23 protein-coding genes are annotated in these 24,041 nt (G+C 37.8%); 18 read left to right on the forward strand and 5 right to left on the reverse strand.

All coding sequences use genetic code 11. From position 1 onward, the window contains the following. Window positions 1-705 precede the first annotated feature (705 nt). Window positions 706-2,490 carry a sensor histidine kinase gene (locus tag A5849_RS01320; RefSeq protein ID WP_002309886.1) on the reverse strand — a complete coding sequence of 595 codons (1,785 nt, stop codon included), beginning with the start codon at window positions 2,488-2,490 and terminating at the stop codon, window positions 706-708. A 54-nt stretch (window positions 2,491-2,544) separates the two neighbouring features. Between A5849_RS01320 and A5849_RS01325 the strand changes: the two genes are divergently transcribed. Further along, window positions 2,545-3,279 carry a response regulator transcription factor gene (locus tag A5849_RS01325; RefSeq protein ID WP_086309909.1) on the forward strand — a complete coding sequence of 245 codons (735 nt, stop codon included), beginning with the start codon at window positions 2,545-2,547 and terminating at the stop codon, window positions 3,277-3,279. Here the strand turns inward: A5849_RS01325 and citG are convergent. The 3 genes from citG to A5849_RS01340 form a co-directional block, all read right to left on the reverse strand. Continuing rightward, entirely contained in the window at window positions 3,228-4,115 is an 888-nt protein-coding gene (gene citG / locus A5849_RS01330; RefSeq protein ID WP_002309884.1) for a triphosphoribosyl-dephospho-CoA synthase CitG, read from the reverse strand. The genes A5849_RS01325 and citG overlap by 52 nt on opposite strands. After that, window positions 4,108-4,803, reverse strand: coding sequence for a GntR family transcriptional regulator (locus A5849_RS01335; RefSeq protein WP_002309882.1), 696 nt, complete (start codon window positions 4,801-4,803; stop codon window positions 4,108-4,110). The genes citG and A5849_RS01335 overlap by 8 nt, the downstream gene beginning before the upstream one ends. A gap of 138 nt (window positions 4,804-4,941) precedes the next feature. Continuing rightward, window positions 4,942-6,288: a CitMHS family transporter gene (locus tag A5849_RS01340; protein WP_002312305.1), complete on the reverse strand. Its 1,347-nt coding sequence runs from the start codon at window positions 6,286-6,288 to the stop codon at window positions 4,942-4,944. Between the two features lie 410 nt (window positions 6,289-6,698). Between A5849_RS01340 and A5849_RS01345 the strand changes: the two genes are divergently transcribed. Genes A5849_RS01345 through A5849_RS01390 form a run of 10 tightly spaced genes read left to right on the forward strand, consistent with a single transcriptional unit; the run spans window position 6,699 to window position 14,400 of the window. Continuing rightward, complete coding sequence (locus tag A5849_RS01345; RefSeq protein ID WP_002312306.1) at window positions 6,699-7,031, forward strand: hypothetical protein; 333 nt, start codon at window positions 6,699-6,701, stop codon at window positions 7,029-7,031. 18 nt (window positions 7,032-7,049) lie between these two features. Next, window positions 7,050-7,448: an acetyl-CoA carboxylase biotin carboxyl carrier protein subunit gene (locus A5849_RS01350; RefSeq protein WP_002309879.1), complete on the forward strand. Its 399-nt coding sequence runs from the start codon at window positions 7,050-7,052 to the stop codon at window positions 7,446-7,448. A gap of 30 nt (window positions 7,449-7,478) precedes the next feature. Further along, complete coding sequence (locus A5849_RS01355; RefSeq protein WP_002344765.1) at window positions 7,479-8,594, forward strand: sodium ion-translocating decarboxylase subunit beta; 1,116 nt, start codon at window positions 7,479-7,481, stop codon at window positions 8,592-8,594. 15 nt (window positions 8,595-8,609) lie between these two features. Next, window positions 8,610-8,735 carry an OadG-related small transporter subunit gene (locus A5849_RS15105; RefSeq protein WP_002316536.1) on the forward strand — a complete coding sequence of 42 codons (126 nt, stop codon included), beginning with the start codon at window positions 8,610-8,612 and terminating at the stop codon, window positions 8,733-8,735. 12 nt (window positions 8,736-8,747) lie between these two features. Further along, window positions 8,748-9,782 (forward strand): [citrate (pro-3S)-lyase] ligase, encoded by a 1,035-nt coding sequence (citC, locus tag A5849_RS01365; protein WP_065763755.1) that lies wholly within the window; start codon window positions 8,748-8,750, stop codon window positions 9,780-9,782. Further along, the gene (gene citD / locus A5849_RS01370) at window positions 9,745-10,053 is read left to right on the forward strand and encodes a citrate lyase acyl carrier protein (protein WP_002309875.1); all 309 of its coding nucleotides are present in this window, start codon (window positions 9,745-9,747) and stop codon (window positions 10,051-10,053) included. The genes citC and citD overlap by 38 nt, the downstream gene beginning before the upstream one ends. Continuing rightward, entirely contained in the window at window positions 10,041-10,925 is an 885-nt protein-coding gene (citE, locus tag A5849_RS01375) for a citrate (pro-3S)-lyase subunit beta (protein ID WP_002309873.1), read from the forward strand. Before citD ends, citE begins: the two co-directional genes overlap by 13 nt. A 5-nt stretch (window positions 10,926-10,930) precedes the next feature. Next, window positions 10,931-12,463 (forward strand): citrate lyase subunit alpha, encoded by a 1,533-nt coding sequence (citF, locus tag A5849_RS01380; RefSeq protein WP_002346206.1) that lies wholly within the window; start codon window positions 10,931-10,933, stop codon window positions 12,461-12,463. After that, on the forward strand, window positions 12,456-13,037 hold the full coding sequence (gene citX, locus A5849_RS01385) for a citrate lyase holo-[acyl-carrier protein] synthase (RefSeq protein WP_086309910.1): 582 nt from the start codon (window positions 12,456-12,458) through the stop codon (window positions 13,035-13,037). Before citF ends, citX begins: the two co-directional genes overlap by 8 nt. Further along, window positions 12,997-14,400 carry an oxaloacetate decarboxylase subunit alpha gene (locus tag A5849_RS01390; protein ID WP_086309911.1) on the forward strand — a complete coding sequence of 468 codons (1,404 nt, stop codon included), beginning with the start codon at window positions 12,997-12,999 and terminating at the stop codon, window positions 14,398-14,400. Before citX ends, A5849_RS01390 begins: the two co-directional genes overlap by 41 nt. Before the next feature lie 70 nt (window positions 14,401-14,470). Here A5849_RS01390 and A5849_RS01395 read toward each other — a convergent pair whose 3' ends face one another. Then, window positions 14,471-14,974, reverse strand: a complete 504-nt coding sequence (locus A5849_RS01395) for a VanZ family protein (protein ID WP_002312319.1) — start codon at window positions 14,972-14,974, stop codon at window positions 14,471-14,473. Between the two features lie 623 nt (window positions 14,975-15,597). On the opposite strand from A5849_RS01395, the gene A5849_RS01400 reads away from it, so the two are divergent. The 7 genes from A5849_RS01400 (at window position 15,598) to A5849_RS01430 (ending at window position 23,957) form a co-directional block, all read left to right on the forward strand. Then, window positions 15,598-17,583 (forward strand): peptide ABC transporter substrate-binding protein, encoded by a 1,986-nt coding sequence (locus A5849_RS01400; protein ID WP_002312321.1) that lies wholly within the window; start codon window positions 15,598-15,600, stop codon window positions 17,581-17,583. Between the two features lie 81 nt (window positions 17,584-17,664). Then, window positions 17,665-19,146 carry an ABC transporter permease gene (locus A5849_RS01405; RefSeq protein WP_002335113.1) on the forward strand — a complete coding sequence of 494 codons (1,482 nt, stop codon included), beginning with the start codon at window positions 17,665-17,667 and terminating at the stop codon, window positions 19,144-19,146. A 25-nt stretch (window positions 19,147-19,171) separates the two neighbouring features. Continuing rightward, window positions 19,172-20,083: an oligopeptide ABC transporter permease OppC gene (gene oppC / locus A5849_RS01410; RefSeq protein WP_050396368.1), complete on the forward strand. Its 912-nt coding sequence runs from the start codon at window positions 19,172-19,174 to the stop codon at window positions 20,081-20,083. 10 nt (window positions 20,084-20,093) lie between these two features. Then, window positions 20,094-21,182 (forward strand): ABC transporter ATP-binding protein, encoded by a 1,089-nt coding sequence (locus A5849_RS01415; protein ID WP_002292656.1) that lies wholly within the window; start codon window positions 20,094-20,096, stop codon window positions 21,180-21,182. Next, window positions 21,172-22,101: an ATP-binding cassette domain-containing protein gene (locus A5849_RS01420; protein WP_002316542.1), complete on the forward strand. Its 930-nt coding sequence runs from the start codon at window positions 21,172-21,174 to the stop codon at window positions 22,099-22,101. Before A5849_RS01415 ends, A5849_RS01420 begins: the two co-directional genes overlap by 11 nt. A gap of 126 nt (window positions 22,102-22,227) precedes the next feature. Then, complete coding sequence (locus A5849_RS01425) at window positions 22,228-22,659, forward strand: HIT domain-containing protein (protein WP_002335115.1); 432 nt, start codon at window positions 22,228-22,230, stop codon at window positions 22,657-22,659. A gap of 272 nt (window positions 22,660-22,931) precedes the next feature. After that, window positions 22,932-23,957, forward strand: a complete 1,026-nt coding sequence (locus tag A5849_RS01430) for an FUSC family protein (protein ID WP_002313933.1) — start codon at window positions 22,932-22,934, stop codon at window positions 23,955-23,957. The last annotated feature ends 84 nt before the right edge of the window (window positions 23,958-24,041 follow it).

Genomic DNA, 24,041 nt, shown 5'->3' on the forward strand with positions numbered 1-24,041 from the left:
GTTAAAGGAGGCATATAGCTTTCTTTTGTCAGGGGATATACAATAGAAATGAATAAATATTAACGAGAATTCAGATGGGGTTAAAAAAGTAAATTCAGAGGAGTGAAAAATAACTAAACAACTATATTTAACTTGTTATTTAATAGTTAAAAAATAACGATACACTTGTTTTGATTTCTCTGCTACTTCTAAAAAACTGCTGCTTTTTCCTTTGAAATGTCTTCAAAAAGTAGGATCAGGTAAAATCTACTGGCAGAAATCAAGGAAAAAGATACCTTCATAAGAGAGAAAAATGATAGAAAAGAAGAAAAATTATTTATAGAACAAGCTTTTTGTAACAAATTAATATACCTATACGGGGTATAAAGAAGAGCGAAGATTTCTCAATCGATTTAAGTGTCGAATAGGAAAATGCTAAGATTTAAAGCATGTAAGCTAAAAAAATAATCATTTTTGATTAAAATGCGTACTTAAATTATGAACGGCTTATGGTAATACTTGTTTTTCAAGTAAAAAGAGCAAACCTAACCAATTTAACGAATAAAAAGGGAAAGTAAACAAAATATATATTTCTGTACTTTTTGTGATAGCGCTTTAATGATACACTTGAAAGGAGGAATAAGCCTATCTAAGAGTTTCTTTATAAACTATCAGACAATGTTTCCTTTAAACATATGGAAAACTGGAGCAGGTATTCTACTCCAGTCATATGAGTGTGTTGATACTATTTTTTTGAATAGGGATTGCTAAATGGAAAATCGTACCCTCTTTGTTGCTTTTAACTCGAAGAAGCCAATCATTTTTTCGAACGAGGGAGGCAACAATAAATAGTCCGAGCCCAGTTCCTCCAGCTGTAGTTTTCGTTGTAAAAAACGGAGTGAATATCTTATCTCGTATTTCTTCTGGAATACCAGGTCCATTATCTGCTATTTTGATAAAGACCCAATTTTTTCCTTGTTGCGAAACAGGGATATCCGTCATGCATTTAGAAAGTTCCGCGCATTTTTTTGATGTGATGTGTATATGGGCATCGTTTTTTGCTTGATAAGCGTTCATTATCAAATTATAGAGGACGATTTGCAGATCTTCTTTTTCAAATCTGCTACTTCCATTAGCGGAAAGTTCAGTATCTAGAATGATTGTCTTAGGAAGTAAAATACGAATCGTTTGTATCGCTTCTTGAACCGTTTCTGATACTTGATGGACTGACTGTTCCCCTGAATGTACTTTTGAAAAGCGCAAGACATTGGTAGAAAGTTGCAGTCCTTTTTCTGCAGATTGATAGATTTCTTTTAAATCTTCAGTTAATTGTTCATCTTCTTGGCGTTCTTCTATCAAAAGCTGTAAGTTACCGATCATGGGTGTCAAGAAGTTGTTCATGTCATGAACGATCGTAGTAGTCAATAAACCGATTGTCTCTAATTTGGATTCTTGAAGGATACTTTTTTCCAGCTCATATTTTTCTTGTAAAAGCAGTTGTCGTTCTTGTAGACGAATATTCTCTAAGTAAGTTTCATTTCGTTTTACATAATAGCGGATGGAAACAGTTAACAAAAAAATAATGACTAGCAAGAACATTAACAATCCTAGTGTAATCAGGTTATCCTGTAGGAGCAGTCCATTTCTTTCGTAATAATCTTCATTGCTAGCAGCGATAAGTCGAGCGTTACCAACTGTAAACCACTCATAGGAAGAAATCTTTATCACTTGTTTAGGATGTTTTTTTGTCCACCAGTATGAATAGTAGGTCAGGCTGCCTTTTTTATGTTTCAGTTGTTCTTTTTCTAGCTGCTCCAAACTAGCAAAATCAAAAGTTGGGAATTTTTCTTTTCGATCATCTACCACTGTTAAGCCAATCTGTTCCTGAGAAGGATGCATGATGATCTTCATTTCTGCATTTTTGACCATTGTATAGCCGATGACTGCAGAATCTTTTGAAATATTGGTCTGATAAATCTGTTGTAAATCAAGCGGCATGACGAGTAGAACTTGTTTTTTAGAGGCGAGAGAAACTTGCTGGTATAAATTTATGTAAGCGTGATGTTGATGGAAATACACATCACCATTTTCAATAGTATTCTCTGACAAAGCTGTTGAAAACAAAGGATCAGCTGTTAGGGCTTTTGGTATATCAGTAAAGGCACTCTGAAATTTATATTGGTGAATAAGTTGACCATTAGAAGAGAAAAGGAAAATACCGATTGCAGCTTTTTGATTTTTAGATATAGAGACATCAGATAAATCAGAAGCAAGTTCCTCGTTTTTCATTTGTCCGCTGTACTTGTCCAGTAAGCATTGATAAGAAAAAATCTTTTCTTTGATCAATTCAATAGCAGAATGATTGATTTGAGCTAATTGCACTTCTGCAGATTTTACAGCTTTTTCTTGTGAAGTATGAAAACTGGCAAGTGTAAAAATAATTCCGCTGATCGTCAGCAGCAGGATCAGTGCGATGGGAGCATAGAGACCTTTGTTTGTAGGTTTTTTCATTGTTCGTTCCTTTCTGTTGCTAATCTATCAAATAAAAATAGAGGAGGAGTTTTTGTGCGAAATGAAAAAATTTTAGTTGTAGACGATGAGCCGGCGATTCGGAGACTGATTTGGAAGTCTCTACAATCTACAGGCATTTTAGTTTATCAAAGCGACTCACTAGAAAAGACGATTGAAATCATGTCACGTGTGACATTTGATCTTTTTTTACTTGATATCAGCCTTGATTATGAAAACGACGGATATCATTTAGCGCAATTGATCCGAGAAAAAGATCCAGCCGTTCCATTACTTTTTCTAAGTGGTAAGAAAAGCGAAGAGGCGATGATTACCGGTTTAGAAGTAGGAGCAGATCAATATTTGACTAAGCCTTTTTCTTTAGATCTTTTACGCGCACAAGTGACAGCAGCTTTAGATCGTAATAAAGCGATTCGCAACCAGTCTGCCCATCCTATAAAAGGAGAGATCAAAGCCGGAGATTTTCGATTTGACCCAATACGTTATCAATTGTTTAAAAAAGATTGTCTGATCAAATTATCATCTAAAGAACTTCAGTTGATCCGTTTTTTCATGGAAAATCCAGATCAGGTCTTTTCCAAAGAACAAATTTATCGCAGTGTTTGGAATGATGAGCATTTTGATGCCAATACGATCATGGTTTTTATCAATCATTTAAGAAATAAAATCGAAGCCGACCCCAAAAACGCAAAGTATTTAAAAACGATTTGGGGGATCGGCTATACATTCTTGCCTGATGGAGACAAGGAATGTTCTAAAAATGAAAAATAAATACTTAAAGCAAGTAGATCAGCAGAACCGCCGGGGCTTAAATGCCGTTTGGTCAAATGGAGGTCATAAATTGTCAGTTCATGGATAAATGCTTGCGCTGATAAATTTTTTTTGAACAGATAGCTGCTTTCAGCTTGTACTTGCTTTAAAGCTTCAAAGCCGCCACGATGGAGCAAATTGCTGTCTTGTGTCTCACTCATCAAAAAAATCAATGCATATAAGTATTTTATCTCTTGGTTGTTCTGCGTATGCTGCCGTAAAAAATCTAACAGCTTATTTAGTGTAGGGTAGCCGCTTGCTGCTTCGCCTCGGATTCCGGTACTGCCGTGTTCGAGATAAAGTTTTTCTCCATAAGTCAATGATTCTTTATCTTTACATGAGAGGTGCTGAAAATCTTTTTCTACTATTCCGGAGACGATCTGCTTTGCTATTTGAAGGACAGACTCAGTATCTTTCTTTGTAAAGGGAAGGGTAGCACCTTTTTTGATATATAGCCCTGTAGCACCTAGAAGAATCGCAAAAGAGAAATTAGCACCCTTATGTGTATTTATACCATTTGTTGCGTGTAGCATTGCTTTTTCTGCTTTTTTTCCAATCTTTCGTAACTGTTCAAAAAGTAAAGGAGCATCTCCTTTATGATTATAACCAGCCTCTGCATATTGATAAAAAAAGGGGGCTAAACTGACGATACTGTCGAGAAAAGTATAAAAATCCATATCGTGATGAGCGCCATTCGAGTAGCGATCGACCAGTCCGGGTTTTGGAGTAAGTGAGACTTCGTATAGCAAAGCCTTTTCTGCATAACTACTGATGGTCTTTAATAAAGGATTAGTCAATTTTTTGCCGCTCCATTTCTTCTAGAATGAATTTTAGCGAGTGATCTAAATGTTCATGGATCAATAAAGTGAGTTGCTCTTTGTTTTTTGTTTTCATTCCTCGATAGATAAGCCAATGTTCCTCCAGGGCTGTATTTCTACGTTTAGAGGAACGAATGGCAATATCACGAAAGTAGATAAGGTAAGATTGCAATTCTAATACAATTCCTTTTAGCCGAAGCATTTGGCTCTTTTCATAAATAAATGCATTGAAATCGGAGAAATTTTGTAGTAATTCATCTACTCGATCTTCTCTATTTAATTTCTCCCCATATATCAACAGCGCTTTCATTTTTTTAAAATCGTCAGTTGTCATTTGATCCATAGCTTTAATTGCGGCGAGTGTATCAAGCGATTTTCGAATATCGTAGATTTCATGAGCATCTTTCGTACTTATTCCCTTTACTACGACACCGATTTTAGGAACATATGTGACTAATTTTTCTGTAGTTAATTGCTTTAGCGCATAACGGATTGGGGTACGGCTGATATTCAAGATCTCAGAAAATTCTTTTTCGTTGATTCGCGTACCAGCAGGAATTTCTCCTAAAATAATCGTTTTTCGAAACGCTTCGTAAAGTAAGATTTTCAAGGTCTTATTTTGTGAAAAATCAAGATTTTTTTTGACTGCATCAATAATCGAGCTCATTTGCCAACTCCTTTCTGACTATCTGAATTGGATTCTAAAAATCAAATAATCAAGCAACTAAAGGAATCATAACGAAAAAAATAACAAAAAACAATTATATATAAAAACAAATTTTCGAATTAATTTTTTTATGGTTATTTATTGAGGAATGTAAAGCGGCATATGTCCTAAAAGAATGATCGTAACGACGAAAATGATGAAGATCCCTAATGCATACTTTGCCGCTTCTTTTTGCCATTGTCCCATATCTAAACCTGTCAGGCGCAAAAGCAGATAAATAAATGCGACTAGCGGACTCAGTAAATGAAAAGCCTGTCCTAATAAGGAGGCAAGAGCCATCTGCATATTAGTAAATCCATAAGCACGACCTGCTTCTGCTAAGACTGGTAAAACACCAAAATAGAAACCATCATTTGAAATAAAAAATGTTCCTGGTGCAGAGATCAAAGCAATGACCAATCCCCAAAACCCAGCAAGCTGCTGAGGAATAAGGTGCGTGAAACTATTAGCTAAAGCGGTGGCCATACCCGAACCTTGGAATAAGCCCATGAAGATTCCTGCGGCAAAAACAAGGATGACTACTTGAACAGCATCGCCACCATTTGCGCCGATTCGTTCTGATTGCTCTTTCAATACTGGGTAATTGACCATCAAAGCAATACATGTTCCTACTAAAAACAAAAGGATAGGTGGAAGAGCAATACTTGAGATGAAAGAACTGGCAACTAACCAGCCGATGAGAAGAATCGTCAATGCAGCATTGAATAAAAAATTTTGTGGACAACGAATCTTTAGCATATCTGGATCAGAAACAGTTGTCATTTCTTTGATTTCTGCATCTGTCAACTCAGTGATTCCAAGCCTCGCCCGCTCTTGTTTTCCCATACGACGAGCAACAAATAAGATGACATAAAGCAATGAGAAAAACATTCCTGGGAGCAAATAAGTCAAGATATCCGCATCAACTTCTAGAACTGCCATTGCACGAGCAGTTGGTCCACCCCAAGGAAGCAGATTCATGATAGTGTTTTGAAGGATGATCAGCACACCAAGATTCATCATTTTCATCTTTAGTTTTTTATAGATTGGGATGAACGCAGAGCAACAAATCAATGTAGTTGTCGTTCCATCCCCGTTTAGTGATACTGCTGCTGCAACGACTGCAGTCGCCACTAGGACTTTCATTGGATCTCCCTTAGCAAAATAGATCATTTTCCTTGTAATCGGGTCAAATAAACCTGCGTCTAACATAATTGAAAAGTATAAAATAGCAAAAAGTAGCATAATCCCTGTATTTGCTGTAGTAGCTACACCTTCTAAGACAAAATCGCCGATATTTCCTTTATCGGCTACACCAGCTAGCATCGCGATAATTGTAAAACAAAGTGGGATAATAACTAACGCTGTAAATGGTGACATTTTCTTTTTCATAATGACAAACATAAACACGATAATCATTGCATAAGATAAAATTGTAAGTATCATGATAGTTCTTCCTCTCTAATTCTAAAATAAATGTAAGCGTTGACATGTTGCTGTAAAAAAATAAATACATTTGGCTCTTGAGCCACCTCACGCCTCCTTTTTGTTTTTTATCAATTCATTGCTTAACGTGGTTAAGAATAATCAATATGAAATACAGTGAAAAGATGAATGATGAAAAAGAACAGAGAAAAAACAATTCCTAAACTTATTTCTTAGCTTTAGCTTAATAAGTTCTTAACGAAATATTAATTCGAAGAAAATACTTATATACCAACGTTTTAAAGAGTTTTATTTATTTTTTGAAAAAAAGGAACAGCGAAAAAACAATTCAAACATAAAATAATGCTAGCTGATTTTTTAGTTATTTTTATAATGGAAATGAGTCGAATAACGGAGAAAGGAGAAAGGGCTTGAACTTTTTGAAAAACTTGTTCAAAAAAGAAAAGCAGCAAAAAGAAGAATTTCACACAAAACATCCATCAAACGAAGCTTTATTTTCAGATGAATGGGAAGCGGTTCCAGAATATATTCCCACAAGTTCCGAAAATAACGAGATAGTGAGTGTAATCTCTGCTGCTATTGTTGCCAACGATCAGCCAAAAAGCCGATTCGTAGTCAGAAGTATCCAAGAACGCAATCCTGAAGCTGTACTTGTCTCCATGATTGCGACAAGTATCGTAGCAGGAGAAAAAGAAAAATCGCAATTCATTGTAAGAAAAATTATGAGAAAAAAAGAGAAATAATTATTGGAGGTCGAAAAAATGCTACGTAAATTCAAATTAACGATTGATGGAAAAGAGTATTTAGTAGAAATGGAAGAGATTGGCGGCACTCCTCAACAACTGTCTATGCCTAGCCAATCTGTTGTTCAGAAGCCAATAAGTCAAGAAGAGGAAACACCGTTAAAAAGAGAGACAGCACCCCTTACGCCGATAGCTCAAGGAACAGATGATGCCATCACTGCTCCGATGCCTGGCACGATCTTAAGAATACTTGTTGACAATGGGGAAGCTGTTCAGGAGAATCAGCCATTGATGATTTTAGAAGCCATGAAAATGGAGAATGAAATTGTAGCTGGAAAAGCTGGAACAGTAGCTGCTATCCATGTTACTGCGGGGGACATGGTCAATCCTGGTGATGCATTGATTACGGTTTCGTGATCGTTAATTTAAAAAGAGGAAGTGAAGTTTATGGAGACATTGATTGAAGGTGTAACTGGGATCGCAACGGAACCTGGACGCTTAGTTATGATGATCATCGGTGGCATACTGATGTATCTAGGAATAAAAAAGGAATATGAACCAACCTTACTTGTGCCTATGGGACTAGGTACGATTTTGGTCAATTTTCCCAATTCAGGGGTACTTAGTGCGGGCGGAGAAGCGGGGCCGTTTCAAGTTTTATTTGAAATGGGGATCAGCACAGAATTATTTCCTTTACTTTTATTTATTGGGATTGGCGCGATGATCGATTTTGGGCCGTTATTGCAAAATCCGTTTTTGCTGTTGTTTGGGGCAGCAGCTCAATTCGGGATTTTCTTTACGGTAATCGCGGCCGTCTTATTAGGATTTGATTTAAATGACGCAGCCTCGATTGGGATTATCGGAGCCGCAGACGGGCCAACATCTATTTTTGTAGCGAATACGCTGAATTCAAAATATATGGGAGCGATTATGGTTGCTGCTTATTCGTATATGGCACTAGTTCCAATCATCCAACCAGTCGCCATCAAAGCAGTAACGACCAAAAAAGAACGTCAAATCCGTATGAGCTACCGTGCAGGCGAAGTTTCTCAAACAGCTAAGATATTGTTTCCTGTAGTGATTTCGGTCGTAGCTGGGCTTATTGCACCTGTGTCTTTACCTCTTGTGGGTTTCTTGATGTTTGGGAATTTGTTGAGAGAATGTGGCGTGTTGGATCGATTATCTATTACAGCACAAAACGAATTAGTGAATATCATCAGTATTTTGTTAGGTCTGTCGATTTCTGTCAAGATGCAGTACGAAGAATTTTTGAAAGTCGATACATTGATAGTGATCGGTCTAGGGCTAGTAGCCTTTATCATGGATTCTGTCGGTGGAGTGCTATTCGCAAAACTGCTGAATCTATTCCGCAAAGAAAAAGTGAATCCAATGATTGGTGCAGCTGGGATCTCTGCTTTTCCAATGTCTAGTCGAGTCATACAGAAGATGGCAACAGATGAAGATCCGCAGAATTTTATTTTGATGCATGCAGCTGGAGCGAATGTTTCAGGTCAGATTGCTTCCGTTATCGCAGGTGGACTGCTTTTGGCACTGCTCACATAAAAAGGAGGAATAAAAATGACAGAAGATTTATATAAGGCATTCGAATTACTATTGTTTGGCTGGGGCGGCGTATTCGTAGTGATTTTGATTATTTATTTAGCTTCTTTACTGCTGACCAAGACATTTCCGATAAAAAAATAAAGAAGGGCTTTTATGTACGTACTTAAACAGCTTTGGCTATCTAAAGAACATCAAACAATGATTAAGTGGCAGGAATTGTTGCATACTGTAGGGTTGAGTGGAAACGAGTGTCCAGATTATACAGTTGGTATTTATGATGGTGATCAGTTGATTGCCTCAGGGTCTTATGAAGGGCAGGTCATTAAATACATTGCTGTCTGTAAAAAATATCAGTCGGAAAAACTTCTGATTCGGATCATCAACCATTTAATCGAGAAGCTTAGAGAAGAAGGCAAGTTGCATTATTTTATTTATACTAAATTGGAAAATCAAAGAGTGTTCCGATCGTTAGGTTTTAAAGAAGTCTTTTCAACGAGAGAAGTCGCATTTATGGAGTTAGGAGCACCGAATTTCAATGAATACAAAACACTACTGAAACAGTCTAAGAAGGCAGAAAGTGCTAGCGGGATCGTCATAAATGCAAATCCATTTACGAAAGGACACCAATATTTAGTCGAATCTGCTGCAAAAGAAAGTGAATATGTGTATCTCTTTGTTTTATCCGCAGAAGAATCAATGTTTTCAGCGGCTGATCGTTTTGAAATGGTCAAAAGAGGTGTAGCCCATCTTAAAAACGTCAGTGTACTGCCAACAAATGATTATCTTATATCTGCTGCGGTGTTTCCTGCATATTTTTTAAAGGAAAAAGCACCAATCGAACAAGCTCGTATACAAGCAACTTTTGATTCACAGCTTTTCAAAGAAAAAATAGCACCAATTTTACACATCAATAAACGCTTTGTAGGGGAAGAACCTTTTTCAGAGGTCACGAATCTTTATAATCAAACCATGAAAGAAGTTTTTGATTCGGACATTTCTCTTATTATTCTTCCTCGTTTGAGCTGTAACGGCGAAACCATCAGTGCGACTAAAGCACGGCAAGCAATAAAAGAACGAAATGAACAAAAACTAATGAAATTCCTACCTGAGACTACGCTTGAATACTTACATCAAAAAGGAGTGATGACATGTGGAAATAAAACAAGTTGCAGCTGCTGGTACCGTTGAATCCAGCGATATTTTGATAACGATCGAACCAAATGAAAAAGAGACACTTAGCATTTCTTTAGACAGTAGTGTAGAGAAACAGTTTGGCAAGCAGATTCGACAAGTAATAACAGAAACACTGACTCATTTAAAGGTAACTTCAGCAAAAGTAACAGCAATCGACAAAGGAGCATTAGATTGTACGATTATTGCTCGACTGATTACTGCCGTTTATCGGGCTGCCGAGAAAGACGCTTATGATTGGGGTGAAATCGACAAATGGAAAAATTGAGAAGAACGATGATGTTTGTTCCTGGTGCAAATGCTGCTATGTTGAGGGATGCCCCATTATATGGTGCTGATTCCATCATGTTTGATTTGGAAGATGCTGTATCGCTGAAAGAAAAAGATGCTGCTCGTACCCTTGTGCATTTTGCTTTAAAAACTATAGATTACGGTAATGTAGAAACAGTTGTCAGAATCAATGCTTTGGAACAAAGTGGTGAAGAAGATATCAAAGCTGTTGTCTCAGCCGGTGTGGATGTTATTAGGTTGCCTAAAACAGAAACAGCTCAAGAGATCATTGCAGTGGATAAAGTGATTACCAAAGCAGAGGAAATATTCGGCTGTACAGTCGGCACGACTAAAATGATGGCTGCTATTGAATCAGCAGAAGGTGTGCTGAATTCACGGGAAATCGCACAAGCATCTCCACGAATAGTTGGTATTGCTTTAGGAGCCGAAGACTATGTGACGAATATGAAAACAAAACGTTACCCTGATGGACAAGAATTGTTCTTTGCTCGGAGCATGATTTTGCACGCTGCACGTACTGCTGGTATAGCCGCTATCGATACGGTTTATTCAGATGTAGAAAACATGGCTGGATTTCAAGCGGAGACGGCGCTTATCAAACAACTAGGCTTTGATGGTAAATCAGTGATCAATCCTCGCCAAATCCCTGTCGTACACGAAATCTATGCACCAACTAAAGCAGATATCCAACATGCAAAAGAAGTTATTTGGGCAATTGAAGAGGCAGATTCCAGAGGTTCTGGCGTTATTTCTTTGAATGGAAAAATGATCGATAAACCAATCGTGGAGCGTGCTGAGCGGGTGATTGCACTTGCAAAAGCTACCAATCTACTAAGTGAAGAGGAGTGATGAAAATGGTTTTGAATCAAGCAGGTAGAGAGATACCAAAAGAATATGCTGAACATTACGGTATTTTCGAAGGTGAACTTGCGCACATCAATTCGTATAAAGAAGCCAGTCGCAACATTAAACCAAAAACACCACGTGAAACAAAATTGTTAAGCAATTTACGCGAAGCAATTGAGCGAACAGGCTTGAAAGACGGTATGACGATTTCATTCCACCATCATTTTCGCGAAGGAGATCAAGTCATGAACAAGGTTTTGGCAGAAATTTCAGCGATGGGTATCAAAGATTTAACGATTGCGCCTAGCTCGATTGCCAATATTCATGAACCTTTGATCGATTATATCAAAAATGGAGTCGTCACCCATATTACAACTAGTGGATTACGAGACGAGGTTGGGGCAACAATTTCTTCTGGAATAATGGATGCTCCTGTGATTATACGGTCTCATGGTGGAAGGGCAAGGGCGATAACGGCAGGAGACCTATCTATCGATGTTGCGTTTTTAGGTGCGCCTAGTTCAGATGTTTATGGAAATGCAAATGGAACAGTTGGTAAAGCAACATGTGGTTCTTTAGGCTATGCAATGGTTGACGCAAAATACGCAGATCAAGTAGTAATTGTGACGGACACGCTTGTACCTTTTCCTAATACACCTATTAGCATCCCACAAACAGATGTTGATTTCGTTGTTGAAATAGATTCGATTGGAGACCCAGAAGGTATTGCTAAAGGGGCTACACGATTCACTAAAAATCCAAAAGAGTTACTAATCGCAGAATATGCGGCTAAAGTAATCACTCAGTCTCCTTATTATCATGAAGGTTTTTCTTTTCAGACAGGTACAGGTGGAGCAGCATTAGCGGTGACACGCTTTTTACGTGAATCGATGCTTCAAGACGGGATTAAAGCAAGCTTTGCTCTTGGCGGTATCACGAAAGCGATGGTCGATCTATTGCAAGAAGGATTAGTAGAAAAAATCATTGATGTCCAAGATTTTGATCATCCTTCTGCTTGTTCACTGGGAGAAAACAGACATCATTATGAGATTGATGCCAATATGTACGCGTCTCCTTTGAGCAAAGGATCATTTATCAATCAGCTAGACACAGCTATCCTTTCTGCTTTAGAAATTGATACGGATTATCATGTCAATGTCATTACTGGATCAGATGGGGTGATTCGAGGCGCAGCAGGAGGACACCCTGATACTAGTATGGCTTGCCAAATGAGTTTAGTAATTGCGCCACTTGTACGAGGACGGATTCCGACAATTGTAGATAAAGTCAATACTGTAGTAACACCTGGTTCGAGTATTGATGTGGTTGTTACGGAATTTGGGATTGCTATCAATCCTAAGCGGAAAGATCTGATCCAACACTTTAAACAAATAGATATCCCACAATTTACGATTACTGAACTGAAAGAAAAAGCATATGGGATCGTAGGGACACCAGAACCGATCAATTATGGCGAAAAGATTGTTGCTTTGGTCGAATATAGAGATGGGACGATTATCGATGTGGTAAAAAATGTGTAATCAATTATTCCAAGGAACAACTGTTGGTTTGGAGCAAATGCTTACAGCACGTACGAAACGAGCAGAAATCCAAAAAGAAATGTTATCGATGAAAGAAAATACTGTTTTGCTTTGTGCAACGTTGAATATACCTGGGCCTGTCAAATACTCTGTAGGATTAGCAGAACTATTTGAACAGATCATTGAAGTTGTAGAAGATGCGATAGCTTTACATGCCATCCTTCGTTTATATCGAAAAGAAGTCACTGGACCAGAATATTATTTGCTACTTTCAATGCCTGAAAAGGAAGCGAAGGAGACCATGTTAGAAATCGAAGAAAGACATCCGTTTGGGCGTCTGGTTGATCTAGATATTTTGTGTTTAGTTGACGGGCAGCCGCACCCAACCAGCAGAAGCAGTTTAGGTCATCCCCCAAGAACTTGTTATCTCTGTCAGGAGCAAGCAAAAGTATGTGGACGTTCACGAAAACATAGTATGAAAGAAATGCAGGAAGCGATTCTGCTAATTACAGCAAAGGGGAGGGGAAAAAATAATGGCAAAAAAAAACCGATTGATGGAAACAGTCTTACGTGATGGACAGCAAAGTTTGATTGCTACACGTATGCCAACAAAAGATATGCTACCAATCTTGCATACAATGGATCAAGCCGGTTATTCTGCCTTGGAAGTATGGGGAGGAGCAACATTTGATTCTTGTATACGGTTTTTGAATGAAGATCCTTGGGAAAGATTGAGAAGTATCCGAAAAGAAGTAAAAAACACAAAATTGCAGATGCTTTTGCGCGGACAAAATTTATTAGGATATAAAAATTATGCAGATGACGTGGTACGATCTTTTGTCGAAAAGTCAATCCAAAACGGGATTGATATCATAAGAGTGTTTGATGCATTAAATGATACGAGAAACCTGCAAACGGCGATTAGTGCTACAAAAGAAGCTGGTGGTCATTGCCAAACAGCAATCTCATATACCACAAGTGATGTTCATACGGTGGAATATTTTACTGAATTAGCAAAAGAAATGGTTCAAATCGGTGCAGATTCTATTTGTATCAAAGACATGGCGGGCGTATTGACCCCCAATACCGGATACGAATTAGTTAGGCGTATCAAAGATGCTGTAGATGTTCCTTTGGAGATCCACACGCATGCAACTAGTGGAATTTCAGAGATGACTTATTTGAAAACAGCTGAAGCAGGAGCAGATATTATCGATACAGCAATTTCTTCATTTGCTGGCGGAACGAGCCAACCGGCAACGGAGTCTATAGCGATGGCTTTGGAGGATATGGGCTTCGATACAGGATTGGATCTACAAAAAACAGAAGAAATCGCAGAATATTTCAATCCTATCCGAGATCGATTTAGAGAAGAAGGACAATTGAATCCAAAAGTAAAAGATACAGAACCTAAAGCATTAATTTACCAAGTTCCTGGAGGAATGCTTTCCAATCTGTTAAGTCAATTGACTGAACAAGGACTGCAGGACAAATATGAAGATGTATTGAAAGAGGTACCGAGAGTACGGGCAGATCTAGGATTCCCGCCGCTTGTTACGCCTCTTTCCCAGATGGTAGGAACTCAAGCATTAATGAATGTGATTACCGGCGAACGCTACAAGCTTGTCCCAAGTGAAATCAAAGATTATGTACGAGGCTTATATGGGCATCCACCAGTTCCTATACAGAAAGAAATAAAAAAATTGATCATTGGTGAGGAGAATGTAATCACCGTTCGTCCAGCAGATTTCATTGAGCCCCAACTTCCAGCTTTTCGTCAAGAAATTTCAAATTATGCAAAATCTGAGGAAGATGTCTTGATGTATGCTTTGTTTCCAATACAGGCAAAAGATTTTCTAGGAAGAAGAGAAGATCGATTTTACGATGCCCCACTCCAAATGGTAGAGGTGAAAATCGATTTTTTTGAAAATCAATAATTGAATAAAAAAGGACTGTCATAGGTACACACTGGAATGTATCTGTGACGGTCCTCTTTTATGAACGATTTTATCGAAGACGGATAGTACGTGTCAAAAATAAAAAAGCTACGATTAGAAATAACAATAAAATGTACCCCAAAATAACGGCTAGGCGATCCAACTTATTTGTCGATATGTGTTTGTTTAAAAGCTGATAGAACCATAATCCAATCAGACCTCCTGTTGTATTAGTAATTACATCAGTGATATCCGCTACGCCAATACCGAATAGGAATTGAATAAACTCTGCGAAGAAGCTTACAAGGAAAATGATCCCTAATTTTTTAGAAAAGGAAAGCCCTTTGAAATTGACATCCAAAAGCACCCCAAAAGGAAAAAAGACAATCAAGTTATAAGTGGTCTCGCGCAAAACCGTCGTATTTTCAAAAGAAAAAGTAGAAAAAGGGACGAGATTGACATTGCTATAAGAATAAGTGAGAAATTGTGGAAGATTAAATGACAGCTTGAATAAAATCAACCATAATAGAAAGAATAAATAAATCCCTAATAAAAATTTTGATACATACCGCATAGACATCTCCTCCATTTAAAAAGTATACCATCGAAAACCGCTGAAAAATCATAAAAAAGTATGAAGTTTAAGGGCCAATGTAGTTATCGTACGAAAATTAGAAGCTTTTTTTGTTGGGAATCCGGTTTCTTTTAAATGAGTTTAAAATGAGAAAATATTCAAATATATAACTTAAGTAATTTTTATTCATCCACTTTTTCCTCTCAAAGATTATTTTTAATAATTATATAAACTAAATGCATATATATATTATTTTTCGTATAAAAATGGAATATGCTATACATGAAAAAATTATGGAAAGATAAGTCTTTCAACACTTTTTTCTTCGTATTCATTCGTTTTACGCTTATTTCATTAATGATATTTACTTTTTTATTTTCTTGATGATAAAAAGAAAAAGTTAGATAATTGCATATATAGTTATATATATAAATTTCAGATAATTCGAATTATTTTGCTGAATCACCTTGACATTGCCTAATGCCAAATGTATTATTTCAATAACTTTCATTATCTTTTAATTATTTCAGGTGATTTATTAATTAAACATGTTGCGCAATTATCTGGTTAATAGGGGTTGAAAAGGGTGAAAGCAGTATAAATAAGAGGGGGATATACATTATATGAAAAAAGTTTTAGCTTTGCTTCTAGTAAGTGCCGTTATGCTGGGAGCATGCGGGAGTAATGCAAAAGGGTCTAGCTCTTCAAAGAAAAGTGACCTTGTATCAGAATATAGTTCTGTATATGTAACAGATCTTGAAACGCTAGATTACACATTCTCATCCCGTAAAACGAATAGTGACCACTATACTAACTTTGTAGAAGGTCTTTTGGAAAATGACCAATACGGGAACCTGAAAGGCGATATGGCTAAGTCATGGGAAGTTAGTGATGACGGGTTGACTTATACGTATCATCTTCGCAAAGGTGTTCCTTGGGTGGATAGTGAAGGAAATGAGTATGGGGCTGATGTGACAGCAAATGACTTTGTTACTGGGTTGAAACACGCGGTAGATGTACAATCAGAAACGTTATATATCGTGGCAGATAGTATCAAAGGCTTATCTGATTATATAGATGGTAAAACGAATGATTTTTCTACTGTTGGGGTAAAAGCAGTAGATGACTATACGTTGCAATACACATTGAATAAACCTGAACCATTCTGGAACTCAAAAACGACTTACGGTATCTTATATCCAATCAATGAAGAGTTCCTAAAATCAAAAGGGAAAGATTTCGGTAAACCAACACCAGACTCCATCCTTTATAATGGACCCTTCATCCTTGCAAACAATACAGCTAAATCAGTTATCGAATATACGAAGAATGAATCTTATTGGGATCCTAAAAATGTCCATTTAGACACAGTAAAATGGACCTACAATGATGGAAGTGATCCCGATGGGTTATTTAAATCTTACGAAAATGGAGAATTATCTCTTGCTCGTGTTTATCCAAATTCACCAGGATATAAAGACGTAACAAAAGCTTATCCAGATGGTGTGACTTGGTCTCAAACAGGTGGATCCACATACAATTTAACATTTAACTTTAACCGAGGTACATTTGATGCAACTTCAAAAACAACAGATAAAGAAAAAGAAGATACACAGAAAGCTATTTTAGATCGCAATTTCCGTTTAGCTATTCTATTCGGATTTGATAAGAAAAGCTATAATGCACAAAGTGTAGGAGAAGAAGGAGCCAATAAAGCATTACGTAATACACTTGTTCCTACCGATTTTGTAGAAATTGGCGGAAAACCTTACGGTGATACAGTGGCAAGTAAATTAAAAGCACTGGATTCCGATGCTTTTGGCGATGTAAATTTATCTGATGGACAAGATGGGTATTATAACGCAGACAAAGCCAAAGAATATATGGAAAAAGCAAAAACAGAACTAGAAGCAAAAGGTGTGCAATTCCCTATTCATTTAGATATGCCAGTTGAGGAAACTTCTGAGATTAGTGTCAACATGGTCAAATCTTTGAAAAAATCAGTGGAAACTTCTTTAGGATCAGATAACGTAGTGGTTGATGTTCAACTATTGAATGAAGATAAATATTTAGCTGCTACTTATCAAGCAACGACCGGACAAGCTGGCGACTTTGACATTACAAATGCCTCTGGTTGGGGTCCAGACTACACTGATCCATCTTCTTACTTGAATATCTATGATTCACGCAAAGGGGATATGATCCATACACTTGGACTGGAAGCTTCTGCCGTAGTACAAGGAACGGATCCATCAACTGCTGCGAAAAAAGCAATCAACTTACCTGAATACGACGCATTATTGGATAAAGCCGCTGCTATCACTGATGATTTAGATGCTCGTTACACTGCTTATGCAGATGCAGAAGCTTGGTTGTTAGATAATGCTTTGCAAGTACCAATTTATGCGGATGGTGGGACGCCGCGTGTCACAAATGTAGTGCCATTTAGTGGACCATATGGTTGGGCAGGAATTGCTGCAAACAAACTGAAATATGTAGAAGTACAAAGCGATATCGTCACAACAGATCAATACGACAAAGCGAAGAAAGCTTGGGAAACGAAAAAAGAAGAAACTGCGAAAGAAGCAGAAACAACAAGTTCTAAGTAATTTAGCTGAATGAATAGTAAAAAAGGCTTTCAATTTCTATTGTAGCCTTTTTTACTTATATGATGAAAGAGAGGGAAAATTGTGAAAAGATACCTTTTATTTAGGGCCCTGCGCTCTATACTTAGTATTTTTCTTGTAACTACCTTAACCTATGCGGTGATCTATTCACTTGTTCCGAGAAAAACGATATTTCAAAATGATGTGAATTACGGAAAATTAAAGGCAAAACCAGATGAACTGGCAGATTATGAAAACACAGCTTTCAGCAAGATGGGTTATATCGAATACCACACGACGAAAGAACTGAAAAAAGAAGTAGGAAGTAGTTCATCAGAAAAAGCCTCTTCTGAGCAGTTAGAAGAAAAATACCAAGATTGGGCGAAGAAAAATGGTTGGACGCTCAAACAATTTCCAATCAGCAAAGAATATTATGCGACAAAAGATATCCCATTAGTAAAACGCGTAGTGAATTTCTATGCGAATATGATCCAAATCGATCACCCTTGGAAAGTAAAAGATGCCAGCAATCCTAACTTAAAACATTCTCTGCGTATCGAAAACGATGAGTTGGTCGGTTGGGCACTTGTCGGTTCAGGAACACAATATAAATACCAGATCTATTTCAATGGACAATTTCCTTATATCCATCAAAATATCGTTCATTTGAATCTAGGCACTTCATATCCGACATTTGCTGGACAAGCGGTAACAAGCATCCTTTCAGGAGGACAAGGGAAAACAGAAAGTACAGAGACAACATTTAATGATGATTTTACAGCGCGCTCTTCTGCTAACATCTATCTCCGTCAATATCAGAAAACAAAAAACATCTCTTCACGAGACAAAAAATATTTTTCTGATAATTATGTCATCACAGATACGAATTACCAAGACCCATCGATGATCGGCACATCATTTCGTATGGGAGCCATCGCTGTTGTTATTGCTTATGCGATCGGCATACCTGCTGCGATGTTGATGGCTCGTTACAAAGGAAAGATACCAGATAAAGCAGGGATCGCTATCGTAACGGTGCTGATTTCCGTGCCAAGTCTAGCCTTTATCTATTTCTTCCGATTTATTGGAAGCAGCTGGTTTTCTTTGCCAGATTCCTTCCCAGCATTGGGCGCACAAGATATTCGCTCCTATATATTACCGACAGTGATTCTAGGACTATTGTCTGTTTCTGGAATCGTTATTTGGCTGAGACGTTACATGATCGACCAACAGTCTTCCGATTATGTTAAATTTGCGAAAGCAAAAGGTTTGAATGCGAAAGAAATTGCTAGAAAACACATTTTCAAAAATGCAGCTATCCCAATCGTCAATGGGATTCCAGGAAGTATCATCGGAGCGATTGCTGGGGCGACGATCACAGAAACAGTGTTTGCTGCACCAGGTATGGGGAAAATGCTACCTGATGCGATCATTACCCATAACAATCCATTAGTTATCGCAATAGTTTTTGTCTTTACCACAGTATCCGTATTTTCAATCTTAGCCGGGGATATTGCAATGGCATTAGTCGATCCGCGAATCAAACTATCGTCAGGAGGAAAATAGCTTGGAAAATGTGAAAACAGAACAAATGAATGAATTCATTTTTGTAGAAACGAATTCGTTAGCTTCAGAAAAGATTGATACGCCGAAGTATTCGTATTGGCGTTCGGTCATGCGTAAATTCTTTTCAAATAAAGTTGCGATTTTTATGCTGATACTGATGCTGGCTGTCTTATTGATGAGCTTTATCCAGCCATTATTCAGCGGATATAAATTTATGGATGTAAAAGATATCAATGACTTTACGAAACGCTATAATCCACCAAGTGCAAAATTTTGGTTTGGTACAGATGCTAACGGCATGTCCTTATTCGATGCAGTTTGGGCAGGGGCAAAAACATCAATTTCCATCAGTGTCATTGCTACATTGATCACTACAGTTATTGGTGTAGTAGTAGGGGCGATTTGGGGAACATCTAAAGCAATTGACCGTTTCATGTTGGAAATTTACAACATCATCTCGAATGTGCCAACTTTACTGATCGTTATCGTTCTCTCTTATACGTTTGGTTCCGGATTTTGGAATTTGATTTTTGCGATGTGTGTGACGAGCTGGCTGAGCGTAGCTTACTTTATTCGGGTACAAGTCATGATCATCCGCGACCGCGAGTATAATCTAGCCTCAAAAACACTAGGAACACCGACCTTGCGGATGATTTTTCGTAATATCCTGCCTTATCTGATTTCTATCATCGTGACAGATATATCTAGAGCGCTACCTTCGTTTATTTCATATGAAACATTTCTTTCATTCTTAGGCGTTGGGTTAAGCAGTGATGTTCCTTCCCTCGGACGATTGATCGCAAAATATACGAATAACATGAGCAATTACCCTTATCTTTTCTGGATTCCTGTGACTGTACTGGCGTTAGTTTCTGTTTCTTTATACATCGTAGGACAAACTCTTGCAGATGCGGCAGATCCAAGAACACATATTTAGGAGGCAAACAATGGAGAATCAAACAATTTTATCAGTAGAAAACATCTCGGTCAGCTTCCATGTTCGTCACCGTGAATTAAAAGCGATCAGAAATGTCTCATTAGAGCTAAAAGAAAAAGAAACATTAGCCATCGTTGGTGAATCAGGATCAGGAAAATCAGTTCTGACAAAAACATTCACCGGGATGCTGGAACAAAACGGCAATATCACTTCAGGAACGATCCGCTATAAAGACAAGATATTAAGCGAATTGAAAAAGGATGAAGAATGGGAAGATATTCGGGGAAAAGAAATCGCGACGATCTTCCAAGATCCTATGACTTCACTGAATCCTATCAAAACAATTGGCTCACAAATCTCAGAAGTCATCATCAAACACCAGAAGAAATCAGCGAAAGAAGCGAAACGCTTAGCTGTCGAATTGATGGAAAAAACAGGAATTCCTAATGCGGCAAAAAGATATGATGAATATCCTTTCCAATACTCTGGTGGGATGAGACAACGGATCGTCATTGCTATTGCATTGGCTTGCCGACCTAAAATCTTGATTTGTGATGAACCGACAACCGCTTTGGATGTAACGATCCAGGCACAAATCTTGGAACTAATCAAAGAGCTTCAGGAAGAATATCAATTCACAACGATTTTTATCACCCATGATTTGGGCGTTGTCGCGGCTATAGCAGACAAAGTAGCTGTTATGTATGCTGGACAGATCATCGAAAGCGGAACAGTTGAAGAAATTTTTTATGATCCAAAACATCCCTATACATGGAGCTTGCTTTCTTCTTTACCACAATTAGCACAAAAAGGAGATGTGCTTTACTCTGTACCAGGAACACCACCTTCTTTATATAAAGATATCCAAGGAGATGCTTTTGCGCCTCGCAGCGCCTATGCGATGAAGGTCGATTTTACTAGTGAACCGCCTATGTTCCAAGTATCCGAAACCCATTTTGCGAAGACTTGGCTGTTGGATCCTCGTGCACCGAAAGTACTTAAACCAAAACAAATCGAAAATCTTCATGAAAAAATGATTGCTTTGGCTGCAGAATTGGATAGTGAAGAACAAGACGGGGGGAAGCAAGTTGTCAGCTGATAAAAAAACTTTGTTAACTGTAAAAGATTTAGAAATCACTTTTGGAGAAGGAAAAAGCAAGTTCGTAGCTGTCCAAGACGCCAACTTTGATATTTATAAAGGAGAAACATTCTCTCTCGTAGGAGAATCTGGTTCAGGCAAAACGACGATTGGCAGAGCAATCATTGGGTTAAATCCGACAAGCAAAGGGGATATTCTCTTTGAAGGGAAAAAGATCAATGGTCCCTTGTCGAAAAAAGAACAAGCAGAAAAAATCCGTAAGATCCAAATGATATTCCAAGACCCATCCGCATCGTTGAACGAACGGGCAACAGTAGAATATATTATCTCAGAAGGCCTCTATAATTTTAACCTGTTCCACTCGGAAGAAGAACGTTTGGAAAAGGTGGCAAAAATCATCAAAGAAGTCGGACTACTTCCAGAGCATATGTACCGCTATCCTCACGAATTTTCCGGCGGTCAAAGACAACGGATCGGAATCGCTCGTGCATTAGTGATGGAACCTGAATTAGTCGTAGCAGACGAACCAATCTCTGCTTTAGATGTTTCGATCCGTGCGCAAGTGTTGAACTTACTGAAAGATGCACAAAAAAAACGAGAAGTGACATATCTTTTTGTCGCTCATGATCTATCAGTCGTACGTTTTATTTCAGATAGAATCGCTGTGATCAGACAAGGACATATTTTAGAACTAGCTGAAACGGAAGAGTTATTCAACCATCCGATTCATCCATATACAAAGGCATTGCTTTCTGCTGTGCCTATACCAGATCCTATTTTAGCAAGGAAAAGAAAATTACATGTGTATGATCCTAGCATACACGATTATACAAAACACGGTCCGGTTTTCGAGGAAGTACGCCCCGGACATTTTGTATACGGGAATCAAAAGGAATTAGAAGCGTATCGAAAATTGTGAGATCTGCAGTTTGACTGAGCACCGAAAATCAGGTGATCAAACATAATAGTTAATCGATATTTTGGTAAAAGCAAGGGGAAGACAGAGGAGTCTTACCCCTTCTTAGTCCACAAAGGGGTGGATGAATTGGAGGATTGTTTATTTTGTAAAATAGTGAATGGAAGATTGCACCGAAGAAAAATAGTTGAGAGTGAAAATATTCTTGTATTTTTAGATAACGCAAGAGATGTCGATGGTCATATGATCGCTCTAGTCAAAAAACATCGGGTCAATTTAATTGATTGCGAGCAAGAACTATTTATCGAATTGATGAACGTCATTCGAGCGGTTTCTCTTCATTGTGTCGAAAATTGCGGTTTTGATGGCGTCAATTTGATCAAAGCAGAAGATGAGACAGTAGAAGAACATGTCTCTCATCTTCATTTCCATATTATTCCTAGAAAAAAACAAGATGGGGTGGATGCTTGGCCCTTATTTACTGGCGCGATGAATGATTTAGAGACTATGCACCAGCTTCTTGATATGAGACAAAGGACAGGAGAAAAATCCAGTGCATAAAAGAGAAGAATGTACGCTCTTAGATACGATTCATTCGGTTTTTAATAAAAAAAGATAAGGTAGCGAGTTGCTTAGAAAACTTGCTATCTTTTTTTTGTTAAAACGACTCGGAATGTTTGTTCTTTGTTCTGACTTTTTCAAGCCTTTTTCTTCTTGATACTAATTTTATGAAAAATCAAGAAACAATTGTTATACTAGGTAATGCTGACAAACGGGATTGGCATTTCATTTTGATTCAGCTTCTTTTCAAATCACTAGGAAGGAGGGATAGATTGTTCAAGACTTATTTTCGTTTCAATAAAATACAAGATAATCCTTTTCGTATCATGAACCTGATGCTACTTATCTTTATCGTATTGTGGTTAGGTTACATAAATCATGACTTTTTGATTTCAAGTTTTTCATCATTAGGAATCTTTACTTTTTTCTATTATCAAAACATACCGATGAAATCTTTGTTGAAACGTATGTTTTTGATTGGTTGTGGTCTTTTGTTTGCTTTCGTTCTAGGGATTTTGTCAACTTATGTTTTATGGCTTGAACCATTTGCTGTAGCTTTGGTTGCTTTTTCTAGCAGATTCGTGTTGCGATTATTCCATATCTCTAAACCAGGTGGCTTGTTTTTTGCGATGCTTTCTGCCATGGGAACGAGCATGCAGCTGCCAATCGCTCAATTACCGATCGTCTCGCTTTATTTTTTTATGGGTGTCGTTTTTGCCCTGATTGCGGCAGTGATTACAAAATTACTGGATTCACGGCCTGAGCAGACAATTGAAAAAGCGACTCTAAAAGAAAGGTTTCATGAAGAGCCTTTGGTGATCATTGATTCTGTTTTCTACAGTGCCGCCTTGTTTCTGTCCGTTTATGTCAGTCATGGCTTGAATCTGCATAATCCTTATTGGTTGACCTTGTCATGTGCATCGATTTTGCTGGCGGAAAATTTGGATGCGATGAAGCATCGACAAGTCCAATATCTGATTGGATCGATGGGTGGGTTATGTGTGTCAGCAGTCTTGTCATTTGTGCCGTTCACGCAACTGCAGACGATTTTTCTGATTACGTTTCTTTATGGAATCGCACAATTTCTAGTTGCTAGAAATTACGCGGTTGCTAATATTTTTCTTAATCCCATGGCGTTGATGCTATCTACACTTATTCGCGGGGCCTATCTGATGTCTTTGATCGAATATCGTTTTTTAGGAATCATCATAGGAAGTTTCATCGGTTTAGGTGTTGCGTGGGTAATGAATGTCGGACTGCAACATTATTTAAATGTCGTTCGAAAGAAATTAGAATAGAAGGACAAATAGAAGTATATGTGCTAAAAAAGGTTGTGAAAAAGTCATTTTCACAACCTTTTTCTTAATACTCAAAACTGAGCG

This window comes from Enterococcus sp. 10F3_DIV0382 (assembly GCF_002140245.1).
GTDB lineage: Bacteria > Bacillota > Bacilli > Lactobacillales > Enterococcaceae > Enterococcus_B > Enterococcus_B lactis.

Coding starts and splice junctions, on each gene's coding strand:
- A5849_RS01320 (WP_002309886.1), bottom strand. CDS start 2,490: ATGAAAAAACCTACAAACAAAGGTCTCTATGCTCCCATCGCACTGATC.
- A5849_RS01335 (WP_002309882.1), bottom strand. CDS start 4,803: ATGAGCTCGATTATTGATGCAGTCAAAAAAAATCTTGATTTTTCACAA.
- A5849_RS01340 (WP_002312305.1), bottom strand. CDS start 6,288: ATGATACTTACAATTTTATCTTATGCAATGATTATCGTGTTTATGTTT.
- A5849_RS01350 (WP_002309879.1), top strand. CDS start 7,050: ATGCTACGTAAATTCAAATTAACGATTGATGGAAAAGAGTATTTAGTA.
- A5849_RS01355 (WP_002344765.1), top strand. CDS start 7,479: ATGGAGACATTGATTGAAGGTGTAACTGGGATCGCAACGGAACCTGGA.
- A5849_RS15105 (WP_002316536.1), top strand. CDS start 8,610: ATGACAGAAGATTTATATAAGGCATTCGAATTACTATTGTTTGGCTGG.
- citC (WP_065763755.1), top strand. CDS start 8,748: ATGTACGTACTTAAACAGCTTTGGCTATCTAAAGAACATCAAACAATG.
- citE (WP_002309873.1), top strand. CDS start 10,041: ATGGAAAAATTGAGAAGAACGATGATGTTTGTTCCTGGTGCAAATGCT.
- citF (WP_002346206.1), top strand. CDS start 10,931: ATGGTTTTGAATCAAGCAGGTAGAGAGATACCAAAAGAATATGCTGAA.
- citX (WP_086309910.1), top strand. CDS start 12,456: ATGTGTAATCAATTATTCCAAGGAACAACTGTTGGTTTGGAGCAAATG.
- A5849_RS01390 (WP_086309911.1), top strand. CDS start 12,997: ATGGCAAAAAAAAACCGATTGATGGAAACAGTCTTACGTGATGGACAG.
- A5849_RS01395 (WP_002312319.1), bottom strand. CDS start 14,974: ATGCGGTATGTATCAAAATTTTTATTAGGGATTTATTTATTCTTTCTA.
- A5849_RS01400 (WP_002312321.1), top strand. CDS start 15,598: ATGAAAAAAGTTTTAGCTTTGCTTCTAGTAAGTGCCGTTATGCTGGGA.
- oppC (WP_050396368.1), top strand. CDS start 19,172: ATGAATGAATTCATTTTTGTAGAAACGAATTCGTTAGCTTCAGAAAAG.
- A5849_RS01415 (WP_002292656.1), top strand. CDS start 20,094: ATGGAGAATCAAACAATTTTATCAGTAGAAAACATCTCGGTCAGCTTC.